This is a genomic window from Paraburkholderia sp. FT54 (assembly GCF_031585635.1).
Classification (GTDB): Bacteria; Pseudomonadota; Gammaproteobacteria; order Burkholderiales; family Burkholderiaceae; genus Paraburkholderia.
In genome coordinates this window covers 3,540,637-3,565,489 of sequence record NZ_CP134195.1, presented here as the reverse complement: position 1 = coordinate 3,565,489, position 24,853 = coordinate 3,540,637, and the positions used below count along the sequence as shown (strand labels likewise).

22 protein-coding genes are annotated in these 24,853 nt (G+C 62.8%); 11 read left to right on the top strand and 11 right to left on the bottom strand.

Annotation, left to right across the window (positions count from 1 at the left end; all coding sequences use genetic code 11):
* Entirely contained in the window at nt 1-504 is a 504-nt protein-coding gene (locus tag RI103_RS16415; protein WP_310812977.1) for a hypothetical protein, read from the top strand.
* A 10-nt stretch (nt 505-514) separates the two neighbouring features.
* Nucleotides 515-943 carry a type IV pilin protein gene (locus RI103_RS16410; RefSeq protein ID WP_310812976.1) on the top strand — a complete coding sequence of 143 codons (429 nt, stop codon included), beginning with the start codon at nt 515-517 and terminating at the stop codon, nt 941-943.
* A gap of 32 nt (nt 944-975) precedes the next feature.
* Here RI103_RS16410 and RI103_RS16405 read toward each other — a convergent pair whose 3' ends face one another.
* The 3 genes from RI103_RS16405 to RI103_RS16395 form a co-directional block, all read right to left on the bottom strand.
* Complete coding sequence (locus tag RI103_RS16405; protein WP_310812975.1) at nt 976-1,455, bottom strand: DUF3318 domain-containing protein; 480 nt, start codon at nt 1,453-1,455, stop codon at nt 976-978.
* 98 nt (nt 1,456-1,553) lie between these two features.
* Complete coding sequence (locus RI103_RS16400) at nt 1,554-1,940, bottom strand: phage holin family protein (protein ID WP_310812974.1); 387 nt, start codon at nt 1,938-1,940, stop codon at nt 1,554-1,556.
* 132 nt (nt 1,941-2,072) lie between these two features.
* The gene (locus tag RI103_RS16395; RefSeq protein ID WP_007179108.1) at nt 2,073-2,375 is read right to left on the bottom strand and encodes a YqjD family protein; all 303 of its coding nucleotides are present in this window, start codon (nt 2,373-2,375) and stop codon (nt 2,073-2,075) included.
* A gap of 348 nt (nt 2,376-2,723) precedes the next feature.
* Here RI103_RS16395 and RI103_RS16390 point away from each other — a divergent pair, with 348 nt between their 5' ends.
* A complete protein-coding gene (locus tag RI103_RS16390; RefSeq protein WP_310812973.1) occupies nt 2,724-3,362 on the top strand; it encodes a peroxiredoxin in 639 nt (212 codons plus the stop codon).
* Between the two features lie 154 nt (nt 3,363-3,516).
* Here RI103_RS16390 and RI103_RS16385 read toward each other — a convergent pair whose 3' ends face one another.
* Complete coding sequence (locus RI103_RS16385; protein WP_310812972.1) at nt 3,517-4,707, bottom strand: acyl-CoA dehydrogenase; 1,191 nt, start codon at nt 4,705-4,707, stop codon at nt 3,517-3,519.
* A 104-nt stretch (nt 4,708-4,811) separates the two neighbouring features.
* Between RI103_RS16385 and RI103_RS16380 the strand changes: the two genes are divergently transcribed.
* Nucleotides 4,812-5,597 (top strand): IclR family transcriptional regulator, encoded by a 786-nt coding sequence (locus tag RI103_RS16380; RefSeq protein ID WP_310812971.1) that lies wholly within the window; start codon nt 4,812-4,814, stop codon nt 5,595-5,597.
* A 55-nt stretch (nt 5,598-5,652) separates the two neighbouring features.
* On the opposite strand, the gene RI103_RS16375 is transcribed toward RI103_RS16380, so the two are convergent.
* The gene (locus RI103_RS16375) at nt 5,653-6,486 is read right to left on the bottom strand and encodes a diguanylate phosphodiesterase (RefSeq protein WP_310815261.1); all 834 of its coding nucleotides are present in this window, start codon (nt 6,484-6,486) and stop codon (nt 5,653-5,655) included.
* Between the two features lie 400 nt (nt 6,487-6,886).
* Here RI103_RS16375 and hmgA point away from each other — a divergent pair, with 400 nt between their 5' ends.
* Both hmgA and fahA read left to right on the top strand, forming a co-directional pair.
* Nucleotides 6,887-8,233, top strand: a complete 1,347-nt coding sequence (gene hmgA / locus RI103_RS16370) for a homogentisate 1,2-dioxygenase (RefSeq protein ID WP_310812970.1) — start codon at nt 6,887-6,889, stop codon at nt 8,231-8,233.
* Nucleotides 8,230-9,540 carry a fumarylacetoacetase gene (gene fahA / locus RI103_RS16365; RefSeq protein WP_310812969.1) on the top strand — a complete coding sequence of 437 codons (1,311 nt, stop codon included), beginning with the start codon at nt 8,230-8,232 and terminating at the stop codon, nt 9,538-9,540. The genes hmgA and fahA overlap by 4 nt, the downstream gene beginning before the upstream one ends.
* Before the next feature lie 123 nt (nt 9,541-9,663).
* Here the strand turns inward: fahA and RI103_RS16360 are convergent, their stop codons facing one another.
* The 3 genes from RI103_RS16360 to RI103_RS16350 all read right to left on the bottom strand — a co-directional run bounded on the left by RI103_RS16360 (nt 9,664) and on the right by RI103_RS16350 (nt 13,080).
* Nucleotides 9,664-10,824: an MFS transporter gene (locus RI103_RS16360; protein WP_310812968.1), complete on the bottom strand. Its 1,161-nt coding sequence runs from the start codon at nt 10,822-10,824 to the stop codon at nt 9,664-9,666.
* Between the two features lie 72 nt (nt 10,825-10,896).
* A complete protein-coding gene (locus tag RI103_RS16355) occupies nt 10,897-12,063 on the bottom strand; it encodes an MFS transporter (RefSeq protein ID WP_409076949.1) in 1,167 nt (388 codons plus the stop codon).
* 192 nt (nt 12,064-12,255) lie between these two features.
* Nucleotides 12,256-13,080, bottom strand: coding sequence for a crotonase/enoyl-CoA hydratase family protein (locus RI103_RS16350; protein WP_310812967.1), 825 nt, complete (start codon nt 13,078-13,080; stop codon nt 12,256-12,258).
* Nucleotides 13,081-13,172: 92 nt separating this feature from the next.
* Here RI103_RS16350 and RI103_RS16345 point away from each other — a divergent pair, with 92 nt between their 5' ends.
* Nucleotides 13,173-13,790 (top strand): plasmid fertility inhibition factor family protein, encoded by a 618-nt coding sequence (locus RI103_RS16345; protein WP_310812966.1) that lies wholly within the window; start codon nt 13,173-13,175, stop codon nt 13,788-13,790.
* 59 nt (nt 13,791-13,849) lie between these two features.
* On the opposite strand, the gene RI103_RS16340 is transcribed toward RI103_RS16345, so the two are convergent.
* Nucleotides 13,850-14,848, bottom strand: coding sequence for a 2-hydroxyacid dehydrogenase (locus RI103_RS16340; protein ID WP_310812965.1), 999 nt, complete (start codon nt 14,846-14,848; stop codon nt 13,850-13,852).
* 531 nt (nt 14,849-15,379) lie between these two features.
* Here RI103_RS16340 and aspT (RI103_RS16335) point away from each other — a divergent pair.
* The 4 genes from aspT (RI103_RS16335) to RI103_RS16320 all read left to right on the top strand — a co-directional run bounded on the left by aspT (RI103_RS16335) (nt 15,380) and on the right by RI103_RS16320 (nt 22,019).
* Nucleotides 15,380-17,062, top strand: a complete 1,683-nt coding sequence (gene aspT, locus RI103_RS16335) for an aspartate-alanine antiporter (RefSeq protein ID WP_310812964.1) — start codon at nt 15,380-15,382, stop codon at nt 17,060-17,062.
* A 141-nt stretch (nt 17,063-17,203) separates the two neighbouring features.
* Nucleotides 17,204-18,886: an aspartate-alanine antiporter gene (aspT, locus tag RI103_RS16330; protein ID WP_310812963.1), complete on the top strand. Its 1,683-nt coding sequence runs from the start codon at nt 17,204-17,206 to the stop codon at nt 18,884-18,886.
* Between the two features lie 92 nt (nt 18,887-18,978).
* The gene (locus tag RI103_RS16325; protein WP_310812962.1) at nt 18,979-20,643 is read left to right on the top strand and encodes a bifunctional aspartate transaminase/aspartate 4-decarboxylase; all 1,665 of its coding nucleotides are present in this window, start codon (nt 18,979-18,981) and stop codon (nt 20,641-20,643) included.
* Between the two features lie 152 nt (nt 20,644-20,795).
* A complete protein-coding gene (locus RI103_RS16320; RefSeq protein WP_310812961.1) occupies nt 20,796-22,019 on the top strand; it encodes an aminotransferase class V-fold PLP-dependent enzyme in 1,224 nt (407 codons plus the stop codon).
* 63 nt (nt 22,020-22,082) lie between these two features.
* On the opposite strand, the gene RI103_RS16315 is transcribed toward RI103_RS16320, so the two are convergent.
* Both RI103_RS16315 and RI103_RS16310 read right to left on the bottom strand, forming a co-directional pair.
* Nucleotides 22,083-23,168 carry an acyltransferase gene (locus RI103_RS16315; RefSeq protein ID WP_310812960.1) on the bottom strand — a complete coding sequence of 362 codons (1,086 nt, stop codon included), beginning with the start codon at nt 23,166-23,168 and terminating at the stop codon, nt 22,083-22,085.
* Nucleotides 23,169-23,221: 53 nt separating this feature from the next.
* Nucleotides 23,222-24,691, bottom strand: coding sequence for a hypothetical protein (locus RI103_RS16310; RefSeq protein WP_310812959.1), 1,470 nt, complete (start codon nt 24,689-24,691; stop codon nt 23,222-23,224).
* Between the last annotated feature and the right edge of the window lie 162 nt (nt 24,692-24,853).

Here is a 24,853-nt window from a genome sequence, read left to right as displayed (position 1 = left end):
ATGTCACGCGCTCGGCAGCACGGCATGGTCCTGCCGATCGTCCTGCTGATTTCAGCGATGATGCTGGCCACTTCCGCGGCTTGGTTCGAGACATCGCTCGCGGCAGCGCGTGGCACCAGCAACGTCCGCGAGTATTTGCAGGCTTTCCATGCCGCGGATTCGGCGCTGACTTTGTGCGCCCGCAGCGTCATTGCGGCTGCCGGCGTGCAGACAGCTGTGCCGCTGCCGGTCGCATCCGGCGAGCCGACGCAATGGAAACTCGCAGCCGCGTTCGACGCAGGCGCCGTCACGCCGGTGGCGCAATGGCCCGGATCGCTGCGCGCGCCGCAATGTCTGATCGAGGCCTGGCGTCTCGCCACTCGCGCCGATGCGCGAGCGTATTTATTGACTTCGCGCGGCTTCGGCCAGACCAGCGAGTCGCAGGTGTGGTTGCAGATGGAACTGGTGATCGACGGAGAGAAGGTCGAACGTCATTGGCGCCGCGTTGCCGCCAGGCCATTTTGACGGAGGCATCATGAAGCCGCATACATCCGCGTTCACGCTGCTCGAGTTGATGATTACGCTAGCGATTGCCGCCACGCTGGCAGTCTTTGCCGTGCCGTCGTATCGCAGCCATGTTGCGCGAACTCATCGAATCGACGCGGCGTCCGCGCTCTATCGCGCGGCTCAATTTGTCGAGGCAGCGGCAAGCGACAGCGCACCGACATTGCCACCGGGGCTCGATCAGGCGCCGCAATTCGGCACGCCTGTCTATCGCCTGCATGTGCTGCCCGCGGACGATGCAAACGGTGGCTATGCGATTGAGGCAACGCCGAGCGAGTCCGGCCCGATGCGCGACGACACATGTGGCATTTTCACGCTCGATGCAACAGGATTACGCGGCAATAAAAACGGGACAAGCGTTTCGACACCCGCCAGCGGCGAGTGCTGGAACACGAGCTAGCGACCAGGTGCAATGGCACGCGGCGTCACGCCTCAATAACCGCTATCCGTCGATTCAACGCTGCCGTCTGCTGACGCAGCCGAATCTCGCTTCATCTGCTGCCAGATCCGATAGGCTTCCCACCCGACAAGCGCAAGGCTGCCCCACTTGAGCACAGGTTTGGCGCCGGCTGCGACGGTGGCGCGCAGTGGCTTGGCAAGAACGATGGAGGCGATCGAACTGATGAGCGGATACTGTTTCAGAAGTGCACCGATGGTGCCCGCGTTGATGAAGCTCGCCTTCGAGCCCTTGCCGACGCGCATGCCACCGAAGCCCGGCAGGACGAACTTGAGCCAGCTGAAGTGTGTGACTGCTTGCCGCAACTCGATAGTCGCCTGAGCGAGTTCCATCCGCTCGACATCCGCACGCACCAGCAGCAGTTCCTTGCGCAGTGCTCGCAAATGCGGCGCGCTCAGATCTTTGGCCTGGTGGCGCTGGTTACGGAACGCGGTGTCGGAGTGGTTCTGGCTCATGGCGTGTCGGCGGCAGTGAAGGTGGGACAGTGGAACGGCGCTGCAATTCGCGCGAGCTTTTCACGTAAGACGCACGGCGCGCCGTTGCGTCTTACGGTTCACGGTTTGCGGAACACGTCGCGGTCTTTTTCGAACTCGGCGATGGTCGCTTCGAACACCATTGGCGCATTGCGCAAACCGCTGCGCGCTTTCAGCGCACACGCTAATCCCGCAATCGCATAGACCGCGGTGATGCCGGCAAGCGCCTGCCAGCGGTAAGTGTCCCAGAAGGCGATGGCGATCAGCGCCGTGAGGGCGATCAGCGCCATGGTAGCGAGCATCATGGCGGCAAGGCCGAGGAACAGCACGCCGAGCAAACGGTCCTTTTCTTCGGCGAGTTCGATGCCGACCAGTTCCAGCCGCGTTTGCAGAATGGCAAACACGGAGCCGATTATGCGGCGTAACGGACTATGTTCCGCGCGCTGCGATTGTGTTTCGATCGTCATGGCTTTGGGCGTTGCGCGTGAAGGCCTAACCGGCGCGAGCGCGCGCCAGAAGAAGCTGACCGGCCAGGCGTGCGCCGGTCAACCCGATTCGCTAGCGTGCCGGACGAGATACGTCCGGCGGCGTCGCCAGTGTTACTTGCGGTTGATCAACAGCCCAAGCAGCACACCGGCGCCAGCGGCGATGCCGATGGATGCCCACGGATGCTCATGCACGTAGTCGTCGGTGGCGCGGGCCGCCTTCTTGCCTTTTTCGACCACCACGACCTGCACGTCGGCCGCCTTTTCCTTAGCCTGCTTCAGACGCGTCAGCGCCGTTTCACGAAGCTCCGAAGCGCGCTCGCCGGTGGCGCTCGCAGCCTGTTTCAGCAGATCTTCAGCGTCCGCGAGGACGGTTTTGATATCCGACATCAATCTCTCCTTGTTGATTTCCGACATTGACAGCTCCCCTTCCTCTCACGCCACGCGTGAATCGTAACTAAAGAAACGGCCGCTGGCGAGCGCAGGGCTCGGACGATTGCCAACTGACTCACAACTTCGCACGAACCGTTCCCGCTTGAAGCATAGTCACAAATACGCCACCGCCTGTATGACGCAGACACAGTTTGCCTAAGATGGAGTTGATCTGTCCCGCAAAGTTTCCACTAAATCGGTGAAAATTACAAAAACGCATAAAGTACTGACGCGATGTTGGTTCGTCATACACCGTCACTCCCGTATGCTTTATCGTTGCGGGGCGCCGCGGATGAATGCTCGCGGCAATGTCCAACCTATAGGAGATGCACAATGAGTCTACGTCTTGGCGATATCGCGCCGGATTTTGAACAGCAATCGAGTGTCGGCACGATTAAGTTCCATGAATGGCTGGGCGATAGTTGGGGCGTATTGTTTTCGCATCCCGCCGACTTCACGCCGGTCTGCACGACCGAACTCGGCTTGACCGCCAAGCTGGCCGAGGAATTCGAGAAGCGCAATGTGAAGACCATCGCGTTGTCGGTCGACAGCGCCGAGTCGCACAAAGAGTGGATCAAAGACATTAACGAGACTCAAGCCGCCAATGTCGGCTTTCCGATTCTCGCGGACGGCGACCGCAAGGTGGCCGAGCTGTACGACATGATCCACCCGAACGCGAATGAAACGCTCACGGTCCGCTCGCTGTTCGTGATCGACCCGAAGAAGAAGGTGCGCCTGATCATCACCTATCCGGCCAGCACCGGCCGCAACTTCGACGAAGTGCTCCGCGTGATCGATTCGCTGCAGCTCACCGACAGCCATTCGGTCGCCACGCCGGGCAACTGGAAGCAGGGCGATGACGTGGTGATCGTCCCGTCGCTGAAGGACGAGGAAGTCATCAAGCAGAAATTCCCGAAGGGCTACAAGGCGCTGCGTCCGTATCTCCGCATGACGCCGCAGCCGAACAAGTAGGCGTCAGATGCGCTACGAAGCGGGCCATTAACCGCGGCGCGCCGTGTCGAACGAAAAAAAGCCAGTTCACGAATGAACTGGCTTTTTTATCGAACCGCGCAGATTCCGCCGCAATCGCAATCTCAATCGGCGGAAACCGCGCTTCAGAAAACCTTCAGAAAAAGGCCTGAGTGCCCGTTTGCGCGCGCCCGAGAATCAGCGCGTGAATGTCGTGCGTGCCTTCGTAGGTGTTTACCACTTCCAGATTCACCAGGTGCCGCGCAATCCCGAACTCGTCCGAGATGCCGTTGCCGCCGAGCATGTCGCGAGCGAGCCGCGCAATGTCCAGCGCCTTGCCGCATGAGTTGCGCTTCATGATCGAGGTGATCTCGACGGCCGCGGTGCCTTCGTCCTTCATGCGGCCGAGGCGCAGCACGCCTTGCAGACCGAGCGTGATCTCGGTTTGCATGTCGGCGAGCTTCTTCTGGATCAACTGGTTCGCAGCAAGCGGCCGGCCGAACTGCTTGCGATCCAGTACGTACTGACGCGCGGTGTGCCAGCATGCTTCGGCCGCGCCGAGCGCGCCCCAGGCGATGCCGTAGCGCGCCGAATTCAGGCACGTGAACGGACCGCGCAAGCCGCTGACCTCGGGGAAGCGGTTCTCTTCCGGCACGAACACTTCGTCGAGCACGATCTCGCCGGTGATCGACGCACGCAGGCCCACCTTGCTGTAGATGGTCGGCGCCGACAGTCCCTTCCAGCCCTTCTCGAGAATGAAGCCGCGAATCGCGTCCTTGCCGTCTTCTTCGAGCTTCGCCCACACGACGAACACGTCGGCGATCGGCGAATTGGTGATCCACATCTTCGAGCCCGACAGCGAATAGCCGCCGTCGACCTTCTTGGCCCGCGTAACCATGCTGCCCGGGTCGGAGCCATGATTCGGTTCGGTCAGACCGAAGCAGCCGATCCATTCGCCGGTGACGAGCTTCGGCAGGTATTTCTGCTTCTGCGCTTCCGAGCCGAATTCGTAGATTGGCACCATGACCAGCGACGATTGCACGGACATCATCGACCGGTAGCCGGAATCGACACGCTCCACTTCGCGCGCGATCAAACCGTACGCCACGTAGTTCAGGCCAGGGCCGCCGTATTGTTCAGGGATGGTCGGGCCGAGCAGGCCGAGTTCGCCCATCTCGCGAAAGATCTCGATGTCGGTCTTCTCATGACGGAACGCTTCGAGCACGCGCGGCTGCAGCTTGTCCTGCGCGTAGGCCGCGGCGGCGTCGCGCACCATGCGTTCGTCTTCGGTGAGCTGCTGATCCAGCAGCAACGGGTCTTCCCAGTGAAACTGCGCGGCCTCGGCCATGGCTTATCTCCTGATTCCTTGCTTGACGGAAACGTGTTTGCGCTTGACTTAAGTTCCGCTATGCGAAACAATGTTTTGCAAACCACGACCGAGTGTATCACCGCATGACGCCAACATCCACTCCCTCCGAACCGCTCGACGAGCGCAAATTCGTCGTCGCCCTGGCGCGCGGGCTGGATTTACTACGCGCGTTCAAGCCCGGCGAAACCATGCTCGGCAACCGCGATTTCGTCGAACGCACGGGTTTGCCGAAGGCGACCGTCAACCGTCTCGCCTACACGCTGACCGTGCTCGGCTACCTGCGGCTCGACGAAACCCTGGGCAAATACGCGCTCGACGCCGGTGTGCTGTCGCTTGGTTTCGCGCTGCTCTCGGGCACGGATACGCTTGAACTCGCGCGCCCGCACATGCGCACCTTCGCGCGCGAGGTGGGCGCGGCGGTCTCGCTCGGTTGCCGCGACGGGCTCGACATGATTTATCTGGAGACGATCCGCAGCGAAACCGCGCTGACGCTTGGGCTGGCGTCCGGTTCGAAACTGTCGATGCTGACGAGTTCGATGGGCCGCGCCTATCTGGCCGTGCAACCGCTCGACGCGCGCGCCGCGTTATTGGCGGAGCTGAAAAAGGCGGCGGGCACGGAAGGCACCGAACTGGTCGCCGACGCGGAGAAAGAAATCGCCGCCTTTACCGCGCAGCGCTGCTGCTATTCGTTCCGCGCGTGGCACGACGACGTCAACGCGGTCGCGGTGCCGTTTCGCGAGCCGCGCGAAGGGCGCTGGCTGGTGCTGAGTTGCAGCGGGCCGGCGTCGTCGATGGGAGAAGACGTGTTTCGTGACAGCGTCGCGCCACGGCTGAAGGCGCTCGCGCGGCGTCTGGGCGATACGGGCTGAGGCGGGCGGCGCGTTCGTCGCGAGTTCAAACCGGCTCAAGCCAACTCAAGCCGACTCAAACCGCCCGGTCGTGATAATGCGCATTGAATAGCGGCCCTTGCACGAAGCGCACGTCGTACTGCTGCAAAGCCTCGAACTGCGCGTCATCCATCACACGGTTGAATATCAGCGGAATCCGCAGCCGGCCGGCATAACCGACTAGCGGCTTAACCGTCGCATCGCGCAGAGCGGTCGCCGCATCCATCTTGAGGAAGTCGAGCCGCGCGGTTTCCGACACTGACAGAATCTGTCCCGCGTTGGACAGATTGCCCGCCACCTTGAAGCCATAGTGCTGATAGCTCTTGGTCAGATAGCCGAGAAAGGTCTTGTGCGCGACCGCCGCTGCCGGCAGTTCGATCACCACCCGCGACGGGTTCAATCCGAACGACACCAGCACGCTCGAAAAATGTCGCCCGTGGTCGTACTTCACACTCTTGAGCAGCCGTTCGTGCACGCGCAGAAAGAGCAATCCATGCCGCTGCGCGCCGAAGAAATTGATGGCATGCAGCGCGCGTGACATGCGGTCGAGCGCGACCAGTTCCCGATCGTCGGCGATATGGTCGAACGGATCGAACACGTCGAACGGCGCCGCGTCGACGCGGTGCGTGACGGCCTGAAAGCCAAGTTCATCGCCGAAACGATCCACGCCCTCGACCCCCGACGAAAGCGACTGCGCCAACGCATGCACGCTGATATCGAAGATCGGCTCATAGGCGCTCGCCAGTTCGAAGCCGTCGAATTGCGCCAGCGCGACGTCGTGATGCAAGCCTTGCCCCATGACCAGATGCTCGCCGAGAAACGGATGATCGGCGGCGCGGGCAATGAGGCTGGGGATGGTCGGCGGAATCATGTAGACGTATGGATGGCGATAGAGAAGCGCACGGCGCGCGGCAACGCGACTCGATTGCCGCATCCATTGATGGTAGCAGTCCGCACCGCGCTCTCATGAACAAATTGCTCATAACGTTATCCGCCGAACGCCTGTGCCGACTGGCTCTCCGGCGCTTTTGGGCTGTTTTTCAGGGTATACGTTAATTTCACTATACGTAATTAGTTTTACGATACGTAAATCGCCATGCCCCTGCGACAGTGGGATGGCTTATGCCGTGCGCGCAATGCATGCGCCGAACGCGGACGCTCTATCCGACCATGCTGATGACCGCGCTGGCCGCCGCGACGCGGCAGCGACCGCCCGTCAGAGCCGCGGACCGCGTCAGATGCCACGATCGAGTATCAACGGAGAACCTTGTATGGATACCCAGACACGCATGCCGAACACCGCCAGTTCGCGGCTCGAAATCGAGCCGGGCTATCAGTCGGGCTTCGCGAACGAATTCACCACGGAGGCCTTGCCGGGCGCGTTGCCGGCAGGCCGCAATTCGCCGCAGCGCGCGGCCTATGGTCTGTACGCCGAACAACTGTCAGGCACGGCGTTCACTGCGCCGCGTGGCCACAATCGCCGCTCGTGGCTCTACCGGATTCGTCCGGCGGCCGTGCACAAGCCGTTCACGCCGCTGCCTTCGGGGCGGCTTGTCGCGAACTTCGCCGAAGTGCCGCCGACGCCGCCGAACCAGTTGCGCTGGGACGCATTGCCGATGCCGGTCGAGCCGACTGACTTCATCGACGGCTGGGTGACGATGGCGGGCAACGGTGCGGCGGAATCGATGAGCGGCTGTGCGATTCACCTGTACGCGGCGAACCGCTCGATGCAGGACCGTTTTTTCTATACCGCCGACGGCGAGTTGCTGATCGTGCCGCAGGAAGGGCGCCTGCACGTCGCAACCGAATTAGGCAAGCTCGACGTCGAGCCGTTCGAGATCGCAGTGATTCCGCGCGGCGTACGCTTCGCGGTGAGCCTGCCGGACGGCGCGGCGTGCGGCTATATCTGCGAGAACTTTGGCGCGTTGCTGCGTCTGCCTGATCTCGGTCCGATCGGCTCGAACGGCCTCGCCAATCCGCGTGACTTCCTCACGCCTCACGCGGCCTATGAAGACCGTGAAGGCGACTTCGAACTCGTCGCCAAGATGAACGGCAACCTGTGGCGCGCGGACATCGGCCATTCACCGCTCGACGTGGTGGCGTGGCACGGCAACTACGCGCCGTACAAGTACGATCTGCGCCGCTTCAACACGATCGGCTCGATCAGTTTCGACCATCCGGACCCGTCGATTTTCCTCGTGTTGCAATCGCAAAGCGACACGCCGGGCGTCGATAGCATCGACTTCGTGATCTTCCCGCCGCGCTGGCTCGCCGCCGAAGACACGTTCCGCCCGCCCTGGTTCCATCGCAACGTCGCGAGCGAATTCATGGGTCTCGTGCACGGCGTGTACGACGCCAAGGCCGAGGGTTTCGTGCCGGGCGGCGCGAGTCTGCACAACTGCATGTCGGGCCACGGCCCGGACGCGGAGACGTTCGAGAAAGCCTCGCATGGCGATACGTCGACGCCGAAGAAAGTCGGCGACACGATGGCCTTCATGTTCGAGACTCGCACGCTGATCAAGCCGACCCGCTTCGCACTCGAAACCGCGCAATTGCAGGCGCATTACTACGAGTGCTGGCAAGGTCTCAAGAAACACTTCAACCCGGAGCAACGATGAACGCATCGACCGATCTTCAGGCGACGCTCGATGCGTCGCGCAAAAGCTGGGTCGAGTCGGCCAATCATTCGACCCACGATTTTTCGATTCAGAATCTGCCGTTCGGTATTTTCAGCGACACCCTGAATGCGACGCGCCGCGTGGGCGTCGCAATCGGCGACAGCATCGTCGATCTGGCCGCGCTCGAAAGCGCGGGTCTGCTGACCGTGCCTTCATCGGACGCGGGCGACAGTGTGTTCGTGCGCGACGCGTTGAACGATTTCATCGCGCTGGGCCGTGACGAGTGGCGTAGCGTGCGCATTCAGTTGAGCAAGCTGCTCTCGCGCGATAACGCGACGCTGCGCGACGACGCCGAACTGCGCAGCCGCGCGCTGATCCGCCAGGCCGACGCGCAATTGCATCTGCCGGTGCGGATTCCGGGCTACACGGATTTCTATTCGTCGAAGGAGCACGCGACGAATGTCGGCTCCATGTTCCGCGATCCGAAGAATGCGCTGCTGCCGAACTGGTCGGAGATGCCGATCGGCTACAACGGACGGGCGTCGTCGGTGGTGGTGAGCGGCACGCCCGTGCGTCGTCCTAATGGGCAGTTGAAGCTGCCGGATCAGGAGCGTCCGGTGTTCGGCGCGTGCCGCAAGCTGGATATCGAATTGGAAACCGGCTTCGTGATCGGCGCGGGCAACGCCTTGGGCGAACCGGTTGCGTGCGCGGATGCGGAAGCGCATATCTTCGGCATGGTGCTGCTGAACGACTGGAGCGCGCGCGATATTCAGCAATGGGAATACGTGCCGCTCGGACCGTTCAACGCAAAGACGTTCGCCACCACGATCTCGCCGTGGATCGTGACGCTCGACGCGCTCGAACCGTTCCGCGTCGCGCAGCCGGTGCAGGAACCGCAGCCGCTCGCGTACCTGCGCCACGACGGCGAGCATGCTTTCGATATCACGCTGGAAGTGAAGCTGCGCCCGAAGCAGGCGAAAGCGGCCAGCACGATTGCGCGGACCAACTTCAGGCACATGTACTGGACGATGGCGCAGCAACTCGCGCATCACACGGTGTCGGGCTGCAATACGCGGGTGGGCGATCTGATGGGCTCGGGCACGATCAGCGGGCCGACTGAGGATTCGTTCGGCAGCCTGCTGGAATTGACATGGAACGGCAAGAAGCCGCTGGAGTTGCAGGAAGGCGGCACGCGCGGCTTCATCGAAGACGGCGATGAGTTGACGCTGGCTGGTTGGTGCCAGGGCGGGGGTTATCGCGTGGGTTTCGGCGCGTGCGTTGGAGAGATTTTGCCGGCGCTGAAGTAAGGCCGACATCGCATGCAAGTAGCACGCAAGGCGCGCGACAAAAGCGGGCAAGCCATCATGATGACTTGCCCGTTTTGCGACTGGCAGATCATCACGCGACGGCGCGGACTTAAAGCCTGCCGATCAACCGACGACTCGCATCGGCGCCCGCCGTTTCTCCCACCAGCTCGCCATCAGAAACGCCAACCCCGCAACAAGCAGCACCCCGACCATCGCGTCATTCCCGACGCTCTTCATCAACGCGCCAGCCACGAGCGGGCCGCCGAAACTCGCCGCGCTCCAGGACGCGCCCACCAGCGAACTCGCCGACACCAGCGCGGCGCCACGGAAGCGCTCGCCGCAAGCAACCAGCGACAGTGTGTAAATCGCGCCCGCCGCCGCGCCGAGCACATACAGCAGCGGCCAGCAGAGCCACGGTGAAGTCATCGCCCACGGCAGCAACGGCAGCAGCGCCACGACGATCACACCGCAACCGATATGCACGCGTTCGCGGCCGAGCCGGTCCGCGAGCCAGCCGATCGGGAACTGCATCGTCGTATCGCCGAGCAGCAGCGCCGATGCGAACAGCACGGCCACCTCGCTAGCAATGCCGTGCGACATGGCAAAGAGCGGCAGCAGCGAGAGCGCGATCGTGTCGAACAGAGCGAAAAAACCAGTGCCGATCACGAGCGCCGGCATCCGCGGCAAGACATGACGCCAACTGCCGTGCGCCGCGTGCTCGTCTTCGGAGGGTTGCGGCGTCTTGCGGATCGTGGCGAGCATTGGCAGTGCCAGCGGGAAGATCGCGCCGCAAATCAGGAAGCGCCACTGCGTGAAGCCTGCGATCTGGCTCACCAGCACGGGACCGGCCATCTGGAACAGCGTGAAGTTGGTCGCGTAGATGGCGATGACGCGGCCGCGCGTGGCGTCGTCGGCCAGCTGGTTGACCCACGCTTCGCCGATCGTGAAGAGCAGCATCAGCGCCGCGCCGCACAGCACGCGCAACACGGCCCACAGCCACAGGTTCGAAGTGAGTTGCATGAGCGCGGTGGCGAACGCCACCACCAGCACAGCGCCCACGATCACCTGACGGCCGCCGCAGCGCGCCGCGATCCATCCCGCGAGCGGCACGACGACGAGTCCGCCGCCCGCTTGCGCGGCGCTCAGCAGGCCGACCACGTCGGTGCCATAGCCGGCTTGCGTGAGCGCGAGAGCGGTGAGGGGAAGCGTCGCGCCGCTGCCGAGTCCGACGACGGCGACGCTGAGGATCAAAGCGAGGAAATCGCGAGTGAAGATGACTTTCATCGGCCGAGATGCTACTACGGCCGCGAGTCATCCGCACCCCGGCGGGGTTTGACGTGAGCGGCAGAAGGGCGGTTAGCCCGCCATCGCCATGCGTTGCGCGCGCCGGTCGATCGACACCGACCACAGCGTCAGCGCCAACGCGCCGATCGAGGTCGCCACGCCGACCCACGGCAGCGTCGTGAGCGGTGCGCCCGCACCGATCGCCATGCCGCCGAGCCAGGCGCCCGTCGCGTTGCCGAGGTTGAAGGCGCCCTGGTTCAAGGTCGAGGCCAGATTCGGCGCCTGGCTCGCACGGTCGACGATCAGCATCTGCAGCGGCGGCACGATCGCGAAGGCCAGAATGCCCCACACGAAAATGGTGATCATCGCCGGGATTTCCGAATGCATCGTGCCCACGAAGATGGTCAGGATCACGACGATGGCCAGCAGAAACGCCACCAGCGACGGCATCAGCCGCCAGTCCGCGAGCTTGCCGCCGAGCGTGCTGCCCACCGTCAGGCCGAGACCGAACAGCAGCAACACGAGGGTGACCGCGTGCGGCGTAAAGCCGGTCACGTCTTCGAGAATCGGCGTGATGTACGTGAAGGTGGAAAAGAGGCTTGCCGACGCGAGCACGCTGATGCCGAGCACCATCAGCACTTGCGGGTTCTTCAGCACGCTGAATTCGTGGACGAGGCTCGCCTTCTGCATTTCGATCTTCGCCGGCAGGCACACGGCGAGCGCAGCCGCCGCGACGAGGCCGATGCCCGTCACCGCCCAGAAGGTCGCGCGCCAGCCCACGGCCTGGCCGAGCGCGGTGCCGAGCGGCACGCCCAATACGTTGGCGAGCGTGAGGCCGGTGAACATCAACGCGATGGCTTGCGCGCGACGGTTAGGCGCGACAAGACCCGCGGCCACCACCGAGCCGATGCCGAAGAACGCGCCATGACAGAACGCCGTCACGATGCGCGCGGCCATCAGCACCGCGTAACCGGGCGCGACGGCGCACAGCAGATTGCCGACGATGAACACGCCGATCAGACTCATCAGCGCCTTCTTGCGCGGCATGTTCGCTACAGCGATCGCGACGATCGGCGCGCCGATCGTGACGCCGAGCGCATACGCCGACACCAGCATGCCGGCTGCGGGGATCGAGACGGACAGATCGCGCGCGACATTGGGCAGCAGCCCCATGATCACAAATTCGGTGGTACCGATTCCAAACGCGGCAACGGCAAGGGCGAGCAGGGGCAAAGGCATGGTGACGGAGCGGGAATCGGCGCGACTGGAAGCGTCGCAAGGCCGGCGCGCGTTTTCGGGGCGAAAACGCGTGCGCCGTACAAGGGTAAAGAAGTAGGGGATTCTACCTAAGTCAAAACGAGCTTGCTGAACGTCGAAACGGGTGTTGTTTTTTGCTGAAGGTCGCTGTCAAACGCGAGCGTCGCCGCGGTTTCAGCGGATGCCGCCATCGGGGTCGAACGTGCTGCCGTGACGGCCGGCGCCGCTAGCGAAATGCGCGGCGCCCGCGACACCTTCGTCGAAGACGGCTTGATAACCACCGGCGCCCTCACGGCGCAGCGCTTCAGCGAGATCGTCGAGCATGCTGTTTTCCAGCACGGAGCGGCGATCGGCGAGCAGCGCTGCCTGCGGAAAGGCGGCGAGTTCGGCGGCCAACTGTTCGGCCGCGGCGCGCGCCGTGCCTTTGGGCACGATGCGATTGGCGAGGCCGAAGCTGAGCGCTTCCTGGGCGCTCACCGCGCGGCCGGTCAGAATCAGGTCCAGCGCGCGCGACAAGCCGATCAAACGCGGCAAGCGGATCGTGCCGCCGTCGATCAGCGGAATTCCGACACGCCGGCAGAACACACCGAGCACGGCGTCGTCTTCGACGACTCGGAGATCGCACAGAGCCGCCAGTTCCAGGCCGCCCGCCACCGCATAGCCGGCAATCGCCGCGACGACGGGTTTGCTGAAGCTCATGCGCGTCGGCCCCATCGGACCGGGGCCGCTGCCGTCGGCGTGCAGTTCGTTGCGGCGGGTGTCGTCGGCGAGAGCGGTCAGGTCCGCGCCGGCGCAGAAGGTGCCGCCCGCGCCGAACAGCACCGCCGCGCGCCAGGCCGGCTGCGCTTCGAAGCGGGTGAACGCGGCGCTGAGCGCGTCAGCGACAGGACGATCCACGGCATTTCGACGCGCGGGCCGCTCAAGGATGATCGTGGCCACGCCGATATCCAGATTAGCTTCGATGCGCACGTGGTCACTGAAATTTTGCGTGGTTATCATCGTTGTCACCGTAGAAGTCATCCGCGTCTGCCCGCGCGTCGCGGGGTTGTGAGCAGTGTGCTCATGCAGGATATTTAATACCGTGGTCTGTCATGCTTCTTACACAATCGGCTCGTAGCGTAAGCGCTCTTCTAACGCGCTGGCGGCTTTTCGCCGGCTTATCGAGCCTGCTTTTGCCCTTGTCCAATTCATCGTCAGCCGCCGCGCCGGCTTGCGCCGAGACGGTCTGGACCGTGCCGCTGCACGAGCATCCATGGTACGACCACGTGCGCCTGAAACGCGTTTTCGTCACGGACGGCACGCGGCATCAGGTCGTACTCGTCGACGTGCGCAAACTGCTCGCCTGCGCGGACCGCGACAATACCGATTACGTTCTGAAGCCGGTCGCCGAATGGCATTCGGGCAAGGTGCGCGGCATTCGCGAATTTCTCGATCCAGAGAACCCGCGGATTCCGCAGATGCCGTACGTGACCATCTCGACGCGTCGCGCGCCGGGGCTGCTGGGCTGGTTCGGACTGGAGCGCGAAGGCGTCGTGGCGTTTCGCAACGGCCAGCACCGCGCGCGCTATCTGGCCGATGCGGGCGCGCGCTGGTTTCCAGTGGAAGTGCACGAGCGTGAGGCGATGTTGCTGCGCGAACTCTGCAGCGCAGCGGACGACGCGCGCACGGCGGTCCGCGCGACGCCGGTGAATACCGGCGGCGGCGCCTAAGCGGGCGCGCGCACCACCTAAGCGGGCGCGTGCACCACCTAAGCGGGCGTGCGCACCACCTAAGCGGGCGCGCGCACCACGTTACGCGGCGCGCCGGCCTGCCACGCCGCGACGTTCTCGAGCGTGGTCTGGGCGATCTCGTTCATCGCCTCGCGCGTGAAGAACGCCTGGTGCGCGGTAACGATCACGTTCGGGAACATCAACAGACGCGCCAGCACGTCGTCCTGCAAGGGCAGGTTCGAGTGATCCTCGAAGAACAGGCCACCTTCTTCCTCGTACACATCTAGCCCAAGATGGCCGAGCCGGCCATCCTTCAAGGCGCCGATCAGCGCATTGCTTTCGACGAGGCCGCCACGGCCCGTATTGATCAGCATCGCGCCGCGCTTCATCTTGGCAAGCGCGGGGCCGTCGATCAAATGGTACGTGTCCGGCACCAGCGGACAATGCAGGCTGACCACGTCGGATTCGGCGAGCAGCGTGTCGAGCGGCACGTAGCGCGCGCCGAGCGCGAGCAGGTCGTCGGCGGGCTTGCCGGGATCGTAGGCGAGCACCTGCATGCCGAAGCCCGCCATGATGCGCCCGAATACGCGGCCGATCATGCCGGTGCCGATCACGCCCACGGTCTTGCCGTGCAGATCGAAGCCGAGCAACCCGTGCAGCGAAAAGTCGCCTTCGCGAGTGCGCGCGACGGCGCGCGGCAGGCGCCGGTTCAGCGCCAGAATCAATCCGGCCGCATGTTCGGCCACCGCATGCGGCGAATAGGCCGGCACCCGCGCGACCGTGACGCCCAGACGTTCGGCCGCGGCCAGATCGACGTGATTGAAGCCCGCCGAGCGCAGCGAGATCATGCGCGTGCCGCCGGCATGAAGCCGCTCCAGTACCTTCGCGTCGACGTTGTCGTTGACGAACGGACATACCACTTCGTAGCCCTGAGCGAGAATGGCCGTCTCGCTGTCGAGGTGCGATTCCTGGAAGTGCAGTTCATAGGCATGCGCGGCATTGGCTTCGGTGAACGTGTCGCTGTCGTACTGGCGGCTGCTGAACAGGATCATGCGCATGTCGGGCTCCGAAGAAAGCGTGCCGGCGCGAGGGAGGGTGAACTCATGGCTTGGCAGACGAGCAGTTCAGTATAGGGTAAGCGTCGCGCGCGAAGCGCGTTGCCAATTCAATCGCCTTTGCTAAAGATCATTTTTTGCGAAGACAAGCGAACGTGAGTTGAAAATAATATTGACAGCCTCGCCGAATTACAATATTTATTAAAAAAGCACATTCAAAAAAGCATGTTCACTCGTGCTGCAATAATTGGCCATCAGCAGACGATGTCTTTTTTTTCAAGGCGTTAGGCAACTTCGCGAGGAAAGAGTGACTATCGAGCTATCGGAACACTGTTTTCAATGCCGGCCGCCGCAGTGCGGCAAATCATCCCCGGCGCGACTCGCGTCATCCCATTGTCGTAAATTAAGTTTTCACTCGATCGCTATGCCGACCGAGTAATGTGCGCGGCATCCTGGGGGCGGAATAAATCTATTCGGGTTTTTCGAATGATTTTTCAGTTTCCTGCTAATAAACCCGTCAATCGGCGAGCCAACATGATCGGTGAATTGCTGAGGTCTCAACCGGAGATCGCGCTGTTCGCAAGCCTTGCGATTGGATATTTCATTGGTTCCTTCCGCGTCGGACCCATCCAGCTCGGCGGCGTGTGCGGCACCTTGATCGTTGCCTTGCTGCTGGGCCAGACGGGCGCGCGCATTGCCCCCGATCTGAAGAACATCGCGTTTGCGCTGTTCATCTTTGCGCTGGGCTTCACCGGCGGGCCGCAGTTCTTCGCCAACATCGGCCGCGGCTGGCGTTACGGTTTGCTTTCGGTGGTGGAGATCGTGTCGGTGCTGGTGCTGGTCATGATCGCGGTGGCCGTCATGCGGCTCGATGCCGGCACCGCGGCTGGTCTGCTGGCTGGTGCAGCGACGGAGTCGGCCGTGATCGGCACGGCGTCCGAGGCGATTGCCAAGCTCGGCTTCAGCGACGCGGAAACGGTCCGCCTGCAGGCCAACATCGTGACTGCGTACAGCGTGAGCTACCTGTTTGGCCTTATCACCATCGTGCTCTTCACGAGCCAATTCGCGCCGCTGTTATTGCGCGTGAATCTGCGCGACGAAGCCGAGCGCGTATGGCGCAAGCTTGGCGGCGAAGGCTCGTTCGGCGAGGGCCAGCGCGCGGCCGCGCCGGCGCTGGTGGGCCGTGCGTTTCTCGTCGGCGCGGCGGCCGGCGCGACGATCCGGGCGTTCGAGCAGCAGTATGGCTTCAACCTGACGGTCGAGCGCGTGCGGCGCAATGGCGCGGACGTACCGGCCGAACCGCAACTGACGCTTGCGCCCAGCGACGTCATTCTGGTGGCGGGGCGGCGTGAAGCGATCGTGGCGGCCGCAGCGGGTCTCGGTGACGAAGTGAGCGGCGCGGACTTCGGCCTCGTGATCGCCGAGAACCTCGACGTGGTGTTGACGCGCCGCGACCTGCACGGCCGGACCATCGCGCAGGTGCGCGAACAGGCGACGCCGGAAAACGGACGCGGCGTCTATATCTCGGCGGTCACGCGGCTGGAGACCACGGTGCCGGCGCTGCCCGGCACCGAACTGAATCGCGGCGACGTGCTGACGCTGGTCGGCGCGAAGGCCGATGTCGAGCGCGGCGCGAAGCGCCTCGGCTACGTGCTCGTCGCGACGCAGAAGACCGACTTCGTCTATCTGGGTCTGGGCGTGCTGGCCGGCATGGCGATCGGTCATCTCGGCGGACGGGTCGGTGGCGTGTCGGTCGCGCTCGGCACGGGCGGCGGTTGTCTGCTGTCAGGGCTGTTGTTCGGCTGGATCCGTTCGCGCTATCCGCTGGTCGGTTCGCTGCCTTCGGCCGCCGCGCAGATTCTCAAGGACTTTGGTCTCGCCACTTTCATCGCCGCGGTGGGTTTGTCGGCAGGACCGGACGCCATCAAGCTGGTGCGCGAGTACGGTCTCGCGTTGCCGGTCGCCGGGATTCTGATGGTGCTCGTGCCGGGTCTGCTGTCGCTATGGATTGGCCGCATGTTCCTCAAGCTCGAGGCGCCCATGCTGCTCGGCGCGATTGCCGGCCAGCAATGCAGCACGCCCGCGATCAGCGCGCTGGTGGGCGTCACCGGCAACTCCACTCCGGTGATCGGCTACACGATCACTTATGCACTTTCGAACATTCTGTTGCCGCTGATGGGGCCGGTGGTGGTCGGCCTCGCCGGGAAATTCCACTAGGCGGGCAGATGTGCCGACCGTGGCGCGCCATGCCACGTTCGGCCGATGCGGCAGGCCGCATGGGGCGCGCGATGCGATTGCGCTTCGCATGCACAAGCAGCACCCAGTACTCAGTATCGCAAACTATCCAGCGAGGGCACGATGGACTGGCTACATCACATCTTTCAGAAATCACCCGAGATTGCGCTGTTTCTGTCACTCGCAGTCGGTTACTTCATCGGGCAGATCAAGTTCGGCAAGTTCCAGTTGGGCGGCGTGGGCGGGTCGTTGCTGGCGGCGGTTGTCATCAGTCAGGCGGGCGTGACGATCGACAACGGTGTGAAGTCGGTCATGTTCGCAGTCTTCATCTACGCGGTCGGCTACGACTCCGGTCCAGGCTTCTTCAATTCGCTGAACCGCAAGACGCTGCGTGAGATCGCGATGGCCGTGTTTCTGGCGGTCAGCGCGCTGATCACCGTGGTGGTGTGCGCGAAGCTGTTCCATTTGAACAAGGGGCTCGCCGCCGGGCTCGCGGGCGGCGCACTGACGCAGTCGGCGATCATCGGCACGGCCGGCGACGCGATCGCGCGTCTCGGCCTGCCCGCCGATCAGGTCAAGTCGTTGCAGTCGGACGTGGCGATTGCCTACGCGGTGACCTACGTGTTCGGCTCGCTGGGGGCGATCATCGTGTGCGTGAACATATTGCCCAAGTTCATGGGCCAAAGTTTGCGCGACGCCTCGATCGAAGCGGAACGCGAGTTGACCTCCGGTGCGCCGCCCGTCGCGCCGGGGCAGCTTTCCGCGTTGCCCGAGATGGTCGGCCGCGCGTACAAGATCGATGTCAGCGCCGGGAAAACGGTGAAGGCCGTTGAGACGCAGCATCAGGACTTTCTGACGATCGAACGCATCAAGCGCGATGGCCAGCTACTCGACCCGGCGCCCGACCTCGTGTTGAAGCCCGATGACGTGGTGCTGGTGGTCGGCCGCCGCGAGGCCGTGGTCGCATTCGGCGCGAGTGGCGGCGAGGTGGCCACTGTCGAGGACATCGGCGTCGTCATGCAGACACGTCAAGGCGTGTTCACGCGCAAGGGCATGAACCACACCACGATCGCCGCCGCGCGAGAAGTGCTGGATCGCGATATGCGCCACGGCGTCTACCTCCAGGGTATCTCGCGGGCCGGTCAGCCGTTGCCGATTCTGCCGGAAACTCAACTCGAGCACGGCGACGTCATCACCTTCTACGGCTCGCCGAAAGACACCAAGCGCGCCGTCGACGTTGCCGGCTACGAGCTGCCCTACACGATCAAAACCGACTTCATCTACATGGGCGTCGGCCTCGTGCTCGGTCTGCTGATCGGCCTGATCGTCATCAACGTCGGCGGCATTCCGCTCACGCTCGGCTCGGGCGGTGGCTGCCTGCTGGCCGGCCTGCTGTTCGGCTGGATGCGCGGCAAGCATCCCATGTACGGCGTGATGCCGTCGGCGGCTTCGCGGCTGCTGCAGGATTTCGGTCTGGCGGCGTTCGTGGTGGTGGTCGGGCTCAACTCGGGATTGCAGGCAGTGGTGACCGTCAAGCAGCTCGGCATCACGATTTTCCTGCTCGGCGTGTTCGTCACGTTGTTTCCGCTTCTGCTCACCATGCTGTTCGGCCGCTACGTGCTGAAGTACAACAACGCGGCCATTCTGGCCGGCGCGCTGTCCGGCTCGCGCAGCGCGAATCCGGCATTCGGCGGCGTGCTCGACAAGGCCGAGAGCGCTGTGCCGACCGTGCCGTTCGCGATCACGTATGCCATCGCGAACGTCGCGTTGACCTTGCTCGGCCCGCTCGTGGTCGGACTCGTCTAGCGCACGCGTCGATCGATCCCTGTTGCGCCGGCGTAATCGGGCGAGCCATCGCCGCGCCGGCGTCTTTCACCTGGCTCATTGGAGAACGCATCATGGCAAAAGAGAAGGGCGACAAGAAACACGCGGATATGGCACAAGCGGGGATGGCCGCGCTCAGCCCATTCGAGCTGAAGGACGAACTGATCAAGGCCGCCGGCGGCGGCGCCGTGGAGCGGCCAGCCAACGCATCCATGCTCAACGCCGGCCGCGGCAATCCGAATTTTCTCGCGACGATTCCGCGCCACGGCTTCTGGCAACTCGGCCTCTTTGCGATGCGCGAATCGGAGCGCTCGTTCGCTTACATGCCGGAAGGCGTGGGCGGCTTTCCGCGGCGGGACGGCCTCGAAGAACGCTTCGATCTGTTTCTGCGCGAAAACAAGGGCGTGGCGGGCATCGACTTTCTGCGCGGCGCGGTGTCATACGTGCGCGACCAGCTAGGGTATTCGGCCGGCGACTTCCTGTATGAAATGTGCGAGGGCATTCTCGCTTCGAACTACCCGGTGCCCGATCGCATGCTCAAACTGTCCGAGCTGATCGTCGGGCAATATTTGCGGCGCGAGATGATCGGCGATCATCCGTTCGTCGGCGAATTCGACGTGTTCGCCGTGGAAGGCGGCACGGCGGCGATGACGTACATCTTCAACACGATGCGCGAGAACCACCTGATCAAGGCGGGCGACACGATCGCGCTCGGCATGCCGATCTTCACGCCGTACATCGAGATTCCGCGCCTGAACGACTACCAGCTGAACGTAGTGAACCTCGAAGCCGATGTCGCGAACGGCTGGCAGTATTCGAAGAAGGAACTCGACAAGCTGCGCGACCCGAAGGTGAAGGCGTTCTTCCTCGTGAACCCGAGCAATCCGCCTTCGGTGAAGATCGATGACGAAAGCCTTCAATACATCGCCGACATCGTCAAGGAACGGCCCAATCTGATCCTGCTGACCGACGACGTGTACGGCACCTTTGCCGACAACTTCGTTTCGCTGTTCGCGCTTGCGCCGAAGAACACCATTCTCGTCTATTCGTACTCGAAGTATTTCGGCGCGACCGGCTGGCGTCTGGGCACGATCGCGACGCATCGCGACAACGTGCTCGACAAGCTGATCGCCGAATTGCCGAAGGACGCGAAGAAGCAGTTGCACGAGCGTTACGAGTCGATCACGACGGAGCCGGAGAAGCTCAAGTTCATCGACCGTCTGGTGGCCGACAGCCGCACCGTCGCGCTGAATCACACGGCGGGCCTGTCGACGCCGCAGCAGGTGCAGATGGTGCTGTTTTCGCTGTTCTCGCTGATGGACACGCCGGACGCGTACAAGAACGCATTGAAGCGTTTGATCCGCAAGCGCAAGCAGGCGCTTTATGAGGAGGTCGGCATTTCCTTCAAGGACGACGATCCGAATCAGGTCGACTACTACACGATTCTCGACGTCGAATTCTTCGGCGAGCGGATGTTCGGGCGTGAGTTCGTCGAGTGGCTGCTGAAGAACACCCAGCCATCGGAGCTGTTGTTCCGCCTCGCCCGTGAAGCGCGGGTCGTGCTGCTGCCGGGGCTTGGCTTCGGCACGCAGCATCCGTCGGGGCGTGTGTCGCTGGCGAACCTGAACGAGTCCGACTACCGGCAGATCGGTCGCGCCGTGCGCAAGCTGATCGAAGAGTATGTCGAGCGTTTCAATGCGGCGACCGGCAAGAAACTCGACAAGACCAAGGTGAAGTGACGGTTTTATCCGCCGCGTCAGGCGCTCAACCATCATCAAAAAACTTGCGCAATCGCGCGGATCGGTGAATGATCGGACAGGCGGCCTCGCCAGCGTCAATGCTGGCGGGGCCGTTTGCTCCTTAGCGTTCTGACATTCACGTACCGATCATCATGCCGACTTCATCGTTCACATCCGCATCTTCCGCAGTGCCCTGTCCGGTTGTCGAATCGCTCGACGCCATTCTTCCCGAAGAGCCGCTCCTCATGATGGGCGCCGGTCCCGTGCCGATTCCCGCGGCGGTCGCCAAGGCCAACACGATCGTGATCAATCACCTGGGCGGCACGATGGTGAAGGTAATCGGCCAGGTGAAGACAATGGCGCGCTACGTGTTCCAGACGAACTCGAAATGGGTGTTGGGCGTGGCGGGACCCGGATCGGCCGCGATGGAGATGGCGATTTCGAATCTCGCGTGGGAAGGCACGCGCGTGCTCTCCATCAAGAATGGATTTTTCAGCGAGCGGATGGCGGAAATGGGGCGGCGCGTCGGCGCTCGGGTGAGCACGCTCGATGTGGTCGATCGGTCGGTGGCGAGTCTCGAAGAAATTGCCGAGGCGATTCGCCGCGAGCGTCCCGAGATTGTGACGGTGGTGCAGGGCGAGACCTCAAATACGGTCTGGAACTATCACCTGAAGGAGATTGCCGCGTTGGCGAAAGCCGCGGGCGCGTTGGTGATTGTCGATGCGGTGTGCACGTTGAGTACCATGCCGCTCGAGATGGACGCGTGGGGTATCGATGCTGTGATTACGGGCGGGCAGAAGGGGTTGTCGTCGATTCCGGGTGTGTCATTGATCGCGTTTTCCGATGCGGCTTGGGAGCGCGTCAAGAAGCGCACGGCGCCTAATGCGCATTGGTGCCTGGATGCAACGCTTGCGGAGAATTTCTGGCATAACGCGGGGTATCACTATACGGCGCCGGTTTCCGGGGTTTTGGCTTTGCATGAGGCTTTACGGCTTGTGTGTGCCGAGACGCTCGAGAAGCGATTCGCGCGGCATTTGAGGTGTTCGTTGGCGTTGCAGGATGGGGTCGCGGCAATGGGGCTGCGGTTGTATACGCCTGAGGCTTGTCGGTTGAACTCCGTAGTTGGGATTGAGGTGCCTGACGGCTTCAGTCCCGCGGATGTTTGTTCGCATATTTCGCGGATGCATCAGGTGGAGATTTCGGGTTCCTTCGGATTGCCCATTGTTCGCGTGGGACAGATGGGCGAGCAATGTCGCGAACATAACCTCTTTCGCACGGTGCATGCGCTTGGAAGGACGATGGTCGATCTTGGCGTTAAGGTCGATTTGCCTGCCGGTGTTGCGGCTCTGGAGAGGGGGCTGTCGGGAGGGAAGTAGTCATATTTCGCCTGCGCGAAGTGCTCATGCTCGACGCCGGCGCGACTGTCCCAATGACCGCAGTCACGCACGTGACTTCGCGGTCTTGTCGGCACGCTGCGCAGCGGCGGCTGAAAACGCCGTGCCTTCGTTTCGTGCTTCCGCAGGTTCCTCGAAGGCTGCCCAACTCGCGATTCCAAGGCGCTTCGTCATCAGATGGATCGCTATCGGCAGCGCCAAACCGGTCGCGCTACCGAGCACGAAGTGGACGACTGGCTGACTGATGCCGAGGGCCAGCAACGCGTTCCAGACCAAGGCGGTTGCAAGCACATGCAGGAGGTAGACGGGCTTCCAGGATGAGCCAATCGAGATGATCCAGCGCGAGTTTCGCCATGTCGCCAGGAACCGTCCAACCTGAACTTCCGCTGCGACCCCCAGAAGACTCGCCAGCAGCCAATATAAGTCCAGATAGTGACCGGAACGTTGGCCGATTACCGCGGCGGCTATGAAGGCGACTGCCGTTGCCAACGCGACGCGAGGGCGAGGAGAACGGTCGCTTTGCCGGGCCGGCCGCGAGGCGAGCAGCATGCCGCACAGAAAGAAGACGAGACCCCAACACGTCATCGTGGCGACGCCCCAGTGGCTCCGTATCGCGACGGCGGCGCTGACCAGGACCATCGCGACGAGAAGACAGCGGTTTGCCATCGTCAAGGCACTTCCGGATCGGACGGGCCTCGGCCATACCGTGATGCACGCGACGATCTGACAGATGAACAACGCGTAAAGAAACCAGAATTGTCCAACGGGTGCCGATGCCAGACGGGTCAATTCAAACTGTTCGGCGGCATAGTCTTTATAGTCGGCCACGAGCCATTGCACAGCCATCTCCAATATCGACCAAAGCAGATACGGATAGAGTACGGTCAAGGCGATTGATTTCAGCAGACCGGCGCGTGAGCGTTGCAAACACGCTACCGTACTCATGCCGAGAAGGAAGAAAAGCGTCGGGTATCCCAACGTGCTTGCGGCGTACTGAAGAATCTTCAGGACACGAGACACGTGCCCATCCTGCAGAAAGCCAGCATCGCCGACCCTGCGCAGGACCTCGGCGCAAACGATAGCAATGACGGACATTGCCAGGCCGCCTCTAATGCGCTCTTCTTTCACCATTGCCTCGTTCCGGTTCATGTTGCCATGCGATGCGGCCGGCCCTTCACGCAGTGCTAAAGCTGCACGTCGAAAATCACGCACCAGTTGTCGAGACGCATCGATTCGCGTCCGTCATTGAACCGGATCGCGTCGCCTTGTGAATCGCGCAGATTGCCCCGCGGACCATAACGGCTGCCCGCGACGCCAACGCCGTTGAACGCATACTCGACGTGCGTACCGGCAGGGATGGGCGATTGGGCAGTGATTCTCACCTCGTCGGGTCCGGTGATCGAGACCGAGCGGATCGGCAGCAGGTCGCCGGACGCCAGGCGCAACGAAAAACCATAATCCGAATTGCCGGCAACCTGCGTCGTGTCCCATCTGAGAGGAGGCGCGGGGACATTGAAGCGCAGCACGGCCGTCGTACCCTCGCGCTGCCAGTTCAGCGGCTCGAGAGGCTTCCACGTCTGCTTGTCGATCAGAACCCTCTTCAGGACTAGCCCGTAATAGGCGCCCATCCATTCGGTGCTGCGATTGTCGGTGTGTGCACCGTCCACGTAGCGAAAGAGATACATCGGCACAGCCAGATGAATGTGCGGGTCTTCGTGGCTGGCCTCTAGCAGCGCGAGCGCTATGTGCGGATAGCGCTGGTCGAAACGGCGATGCGTGGCCACTTGATAAGTGATCATCTCGACTTCCTGCTTCTGTCCAGTCACCGCCTTGGCGTCGCGATCGACGTCGGCCCGTAAGCTCCTCAGCCTTGCAACGTAAGTGGGAATCGATGTCTGGTGGGAATCGTCGACTTCCCCTTGCGTCCACGTGATTGCGCCGATGCCATATGTTTTGCCCTGGGCGTCCGCAAGCCGCTTTCCCTGAGCGATGTCTCGCAAGAGCCGTGTGTAATAGCGTCCCGGCGCCGACAGCGTCGCAATGTCCATCGATCCTTCACCTGGTGCCGATCCAACGAACCGGTAGGGGAGATCCGCGTGACTTTGCAGGTTCTCCTGCTCGATCAGCTGCATGGCCATATTCAGCGTCCCGCTGGTCGGCGTCTCGGCCTTGTCGCCCCATTGAGTCTCGACTAACGGTACGAACTGTTTGTACGCCACCTCCACGCCTTCGCTTTGCGCGCCGTCTTGGGCCCGTACGCCGCCATTGAAGCGCAACGAGGAATAACGCTGATGGGTGGACAGCACGGGACTGTTAAAAAACCCCTGACTGAGCGATTGACCGTAGCTAATGATGTGGGTGATGTCCCAAGGCGCTGCGCCGTGCGGAATCCACGCCGAATAGGCGGGCTCGATGCGCCCATCGCCAGAACTTGCCTGCGTTGCGTCGAAGATAGTCGTCGTAGCCAGCGTGCTTGCCGCCAACACTTTCTGCACCGCCCAGGCGCCGCCCGACGATGCAAGAACGAATTGAATCTGACTACCCGGCCGCCCGTCGGCGTTTTGCACCACCACGCTCGCCTGGTTGCCGTCGACTTGTGTGTTGTACGTCTCAGGCAGCGCCGTCAAACGGTCGCAGGCGGTCGCCGTTGACACATGCAAGAGCTGCTGGAACAGACTTTTTACTTCTGCGAGCGCGACGGCCCCGGCTCCGCACGTCGCGCGGTTATATCGCCACAGGGGGTCATGCTTGTCTCTCCATCCGTGCACCGCGCTTTCGATGCTGTGATCCTCTGGAGAAACGGGCGCGCGGCTATC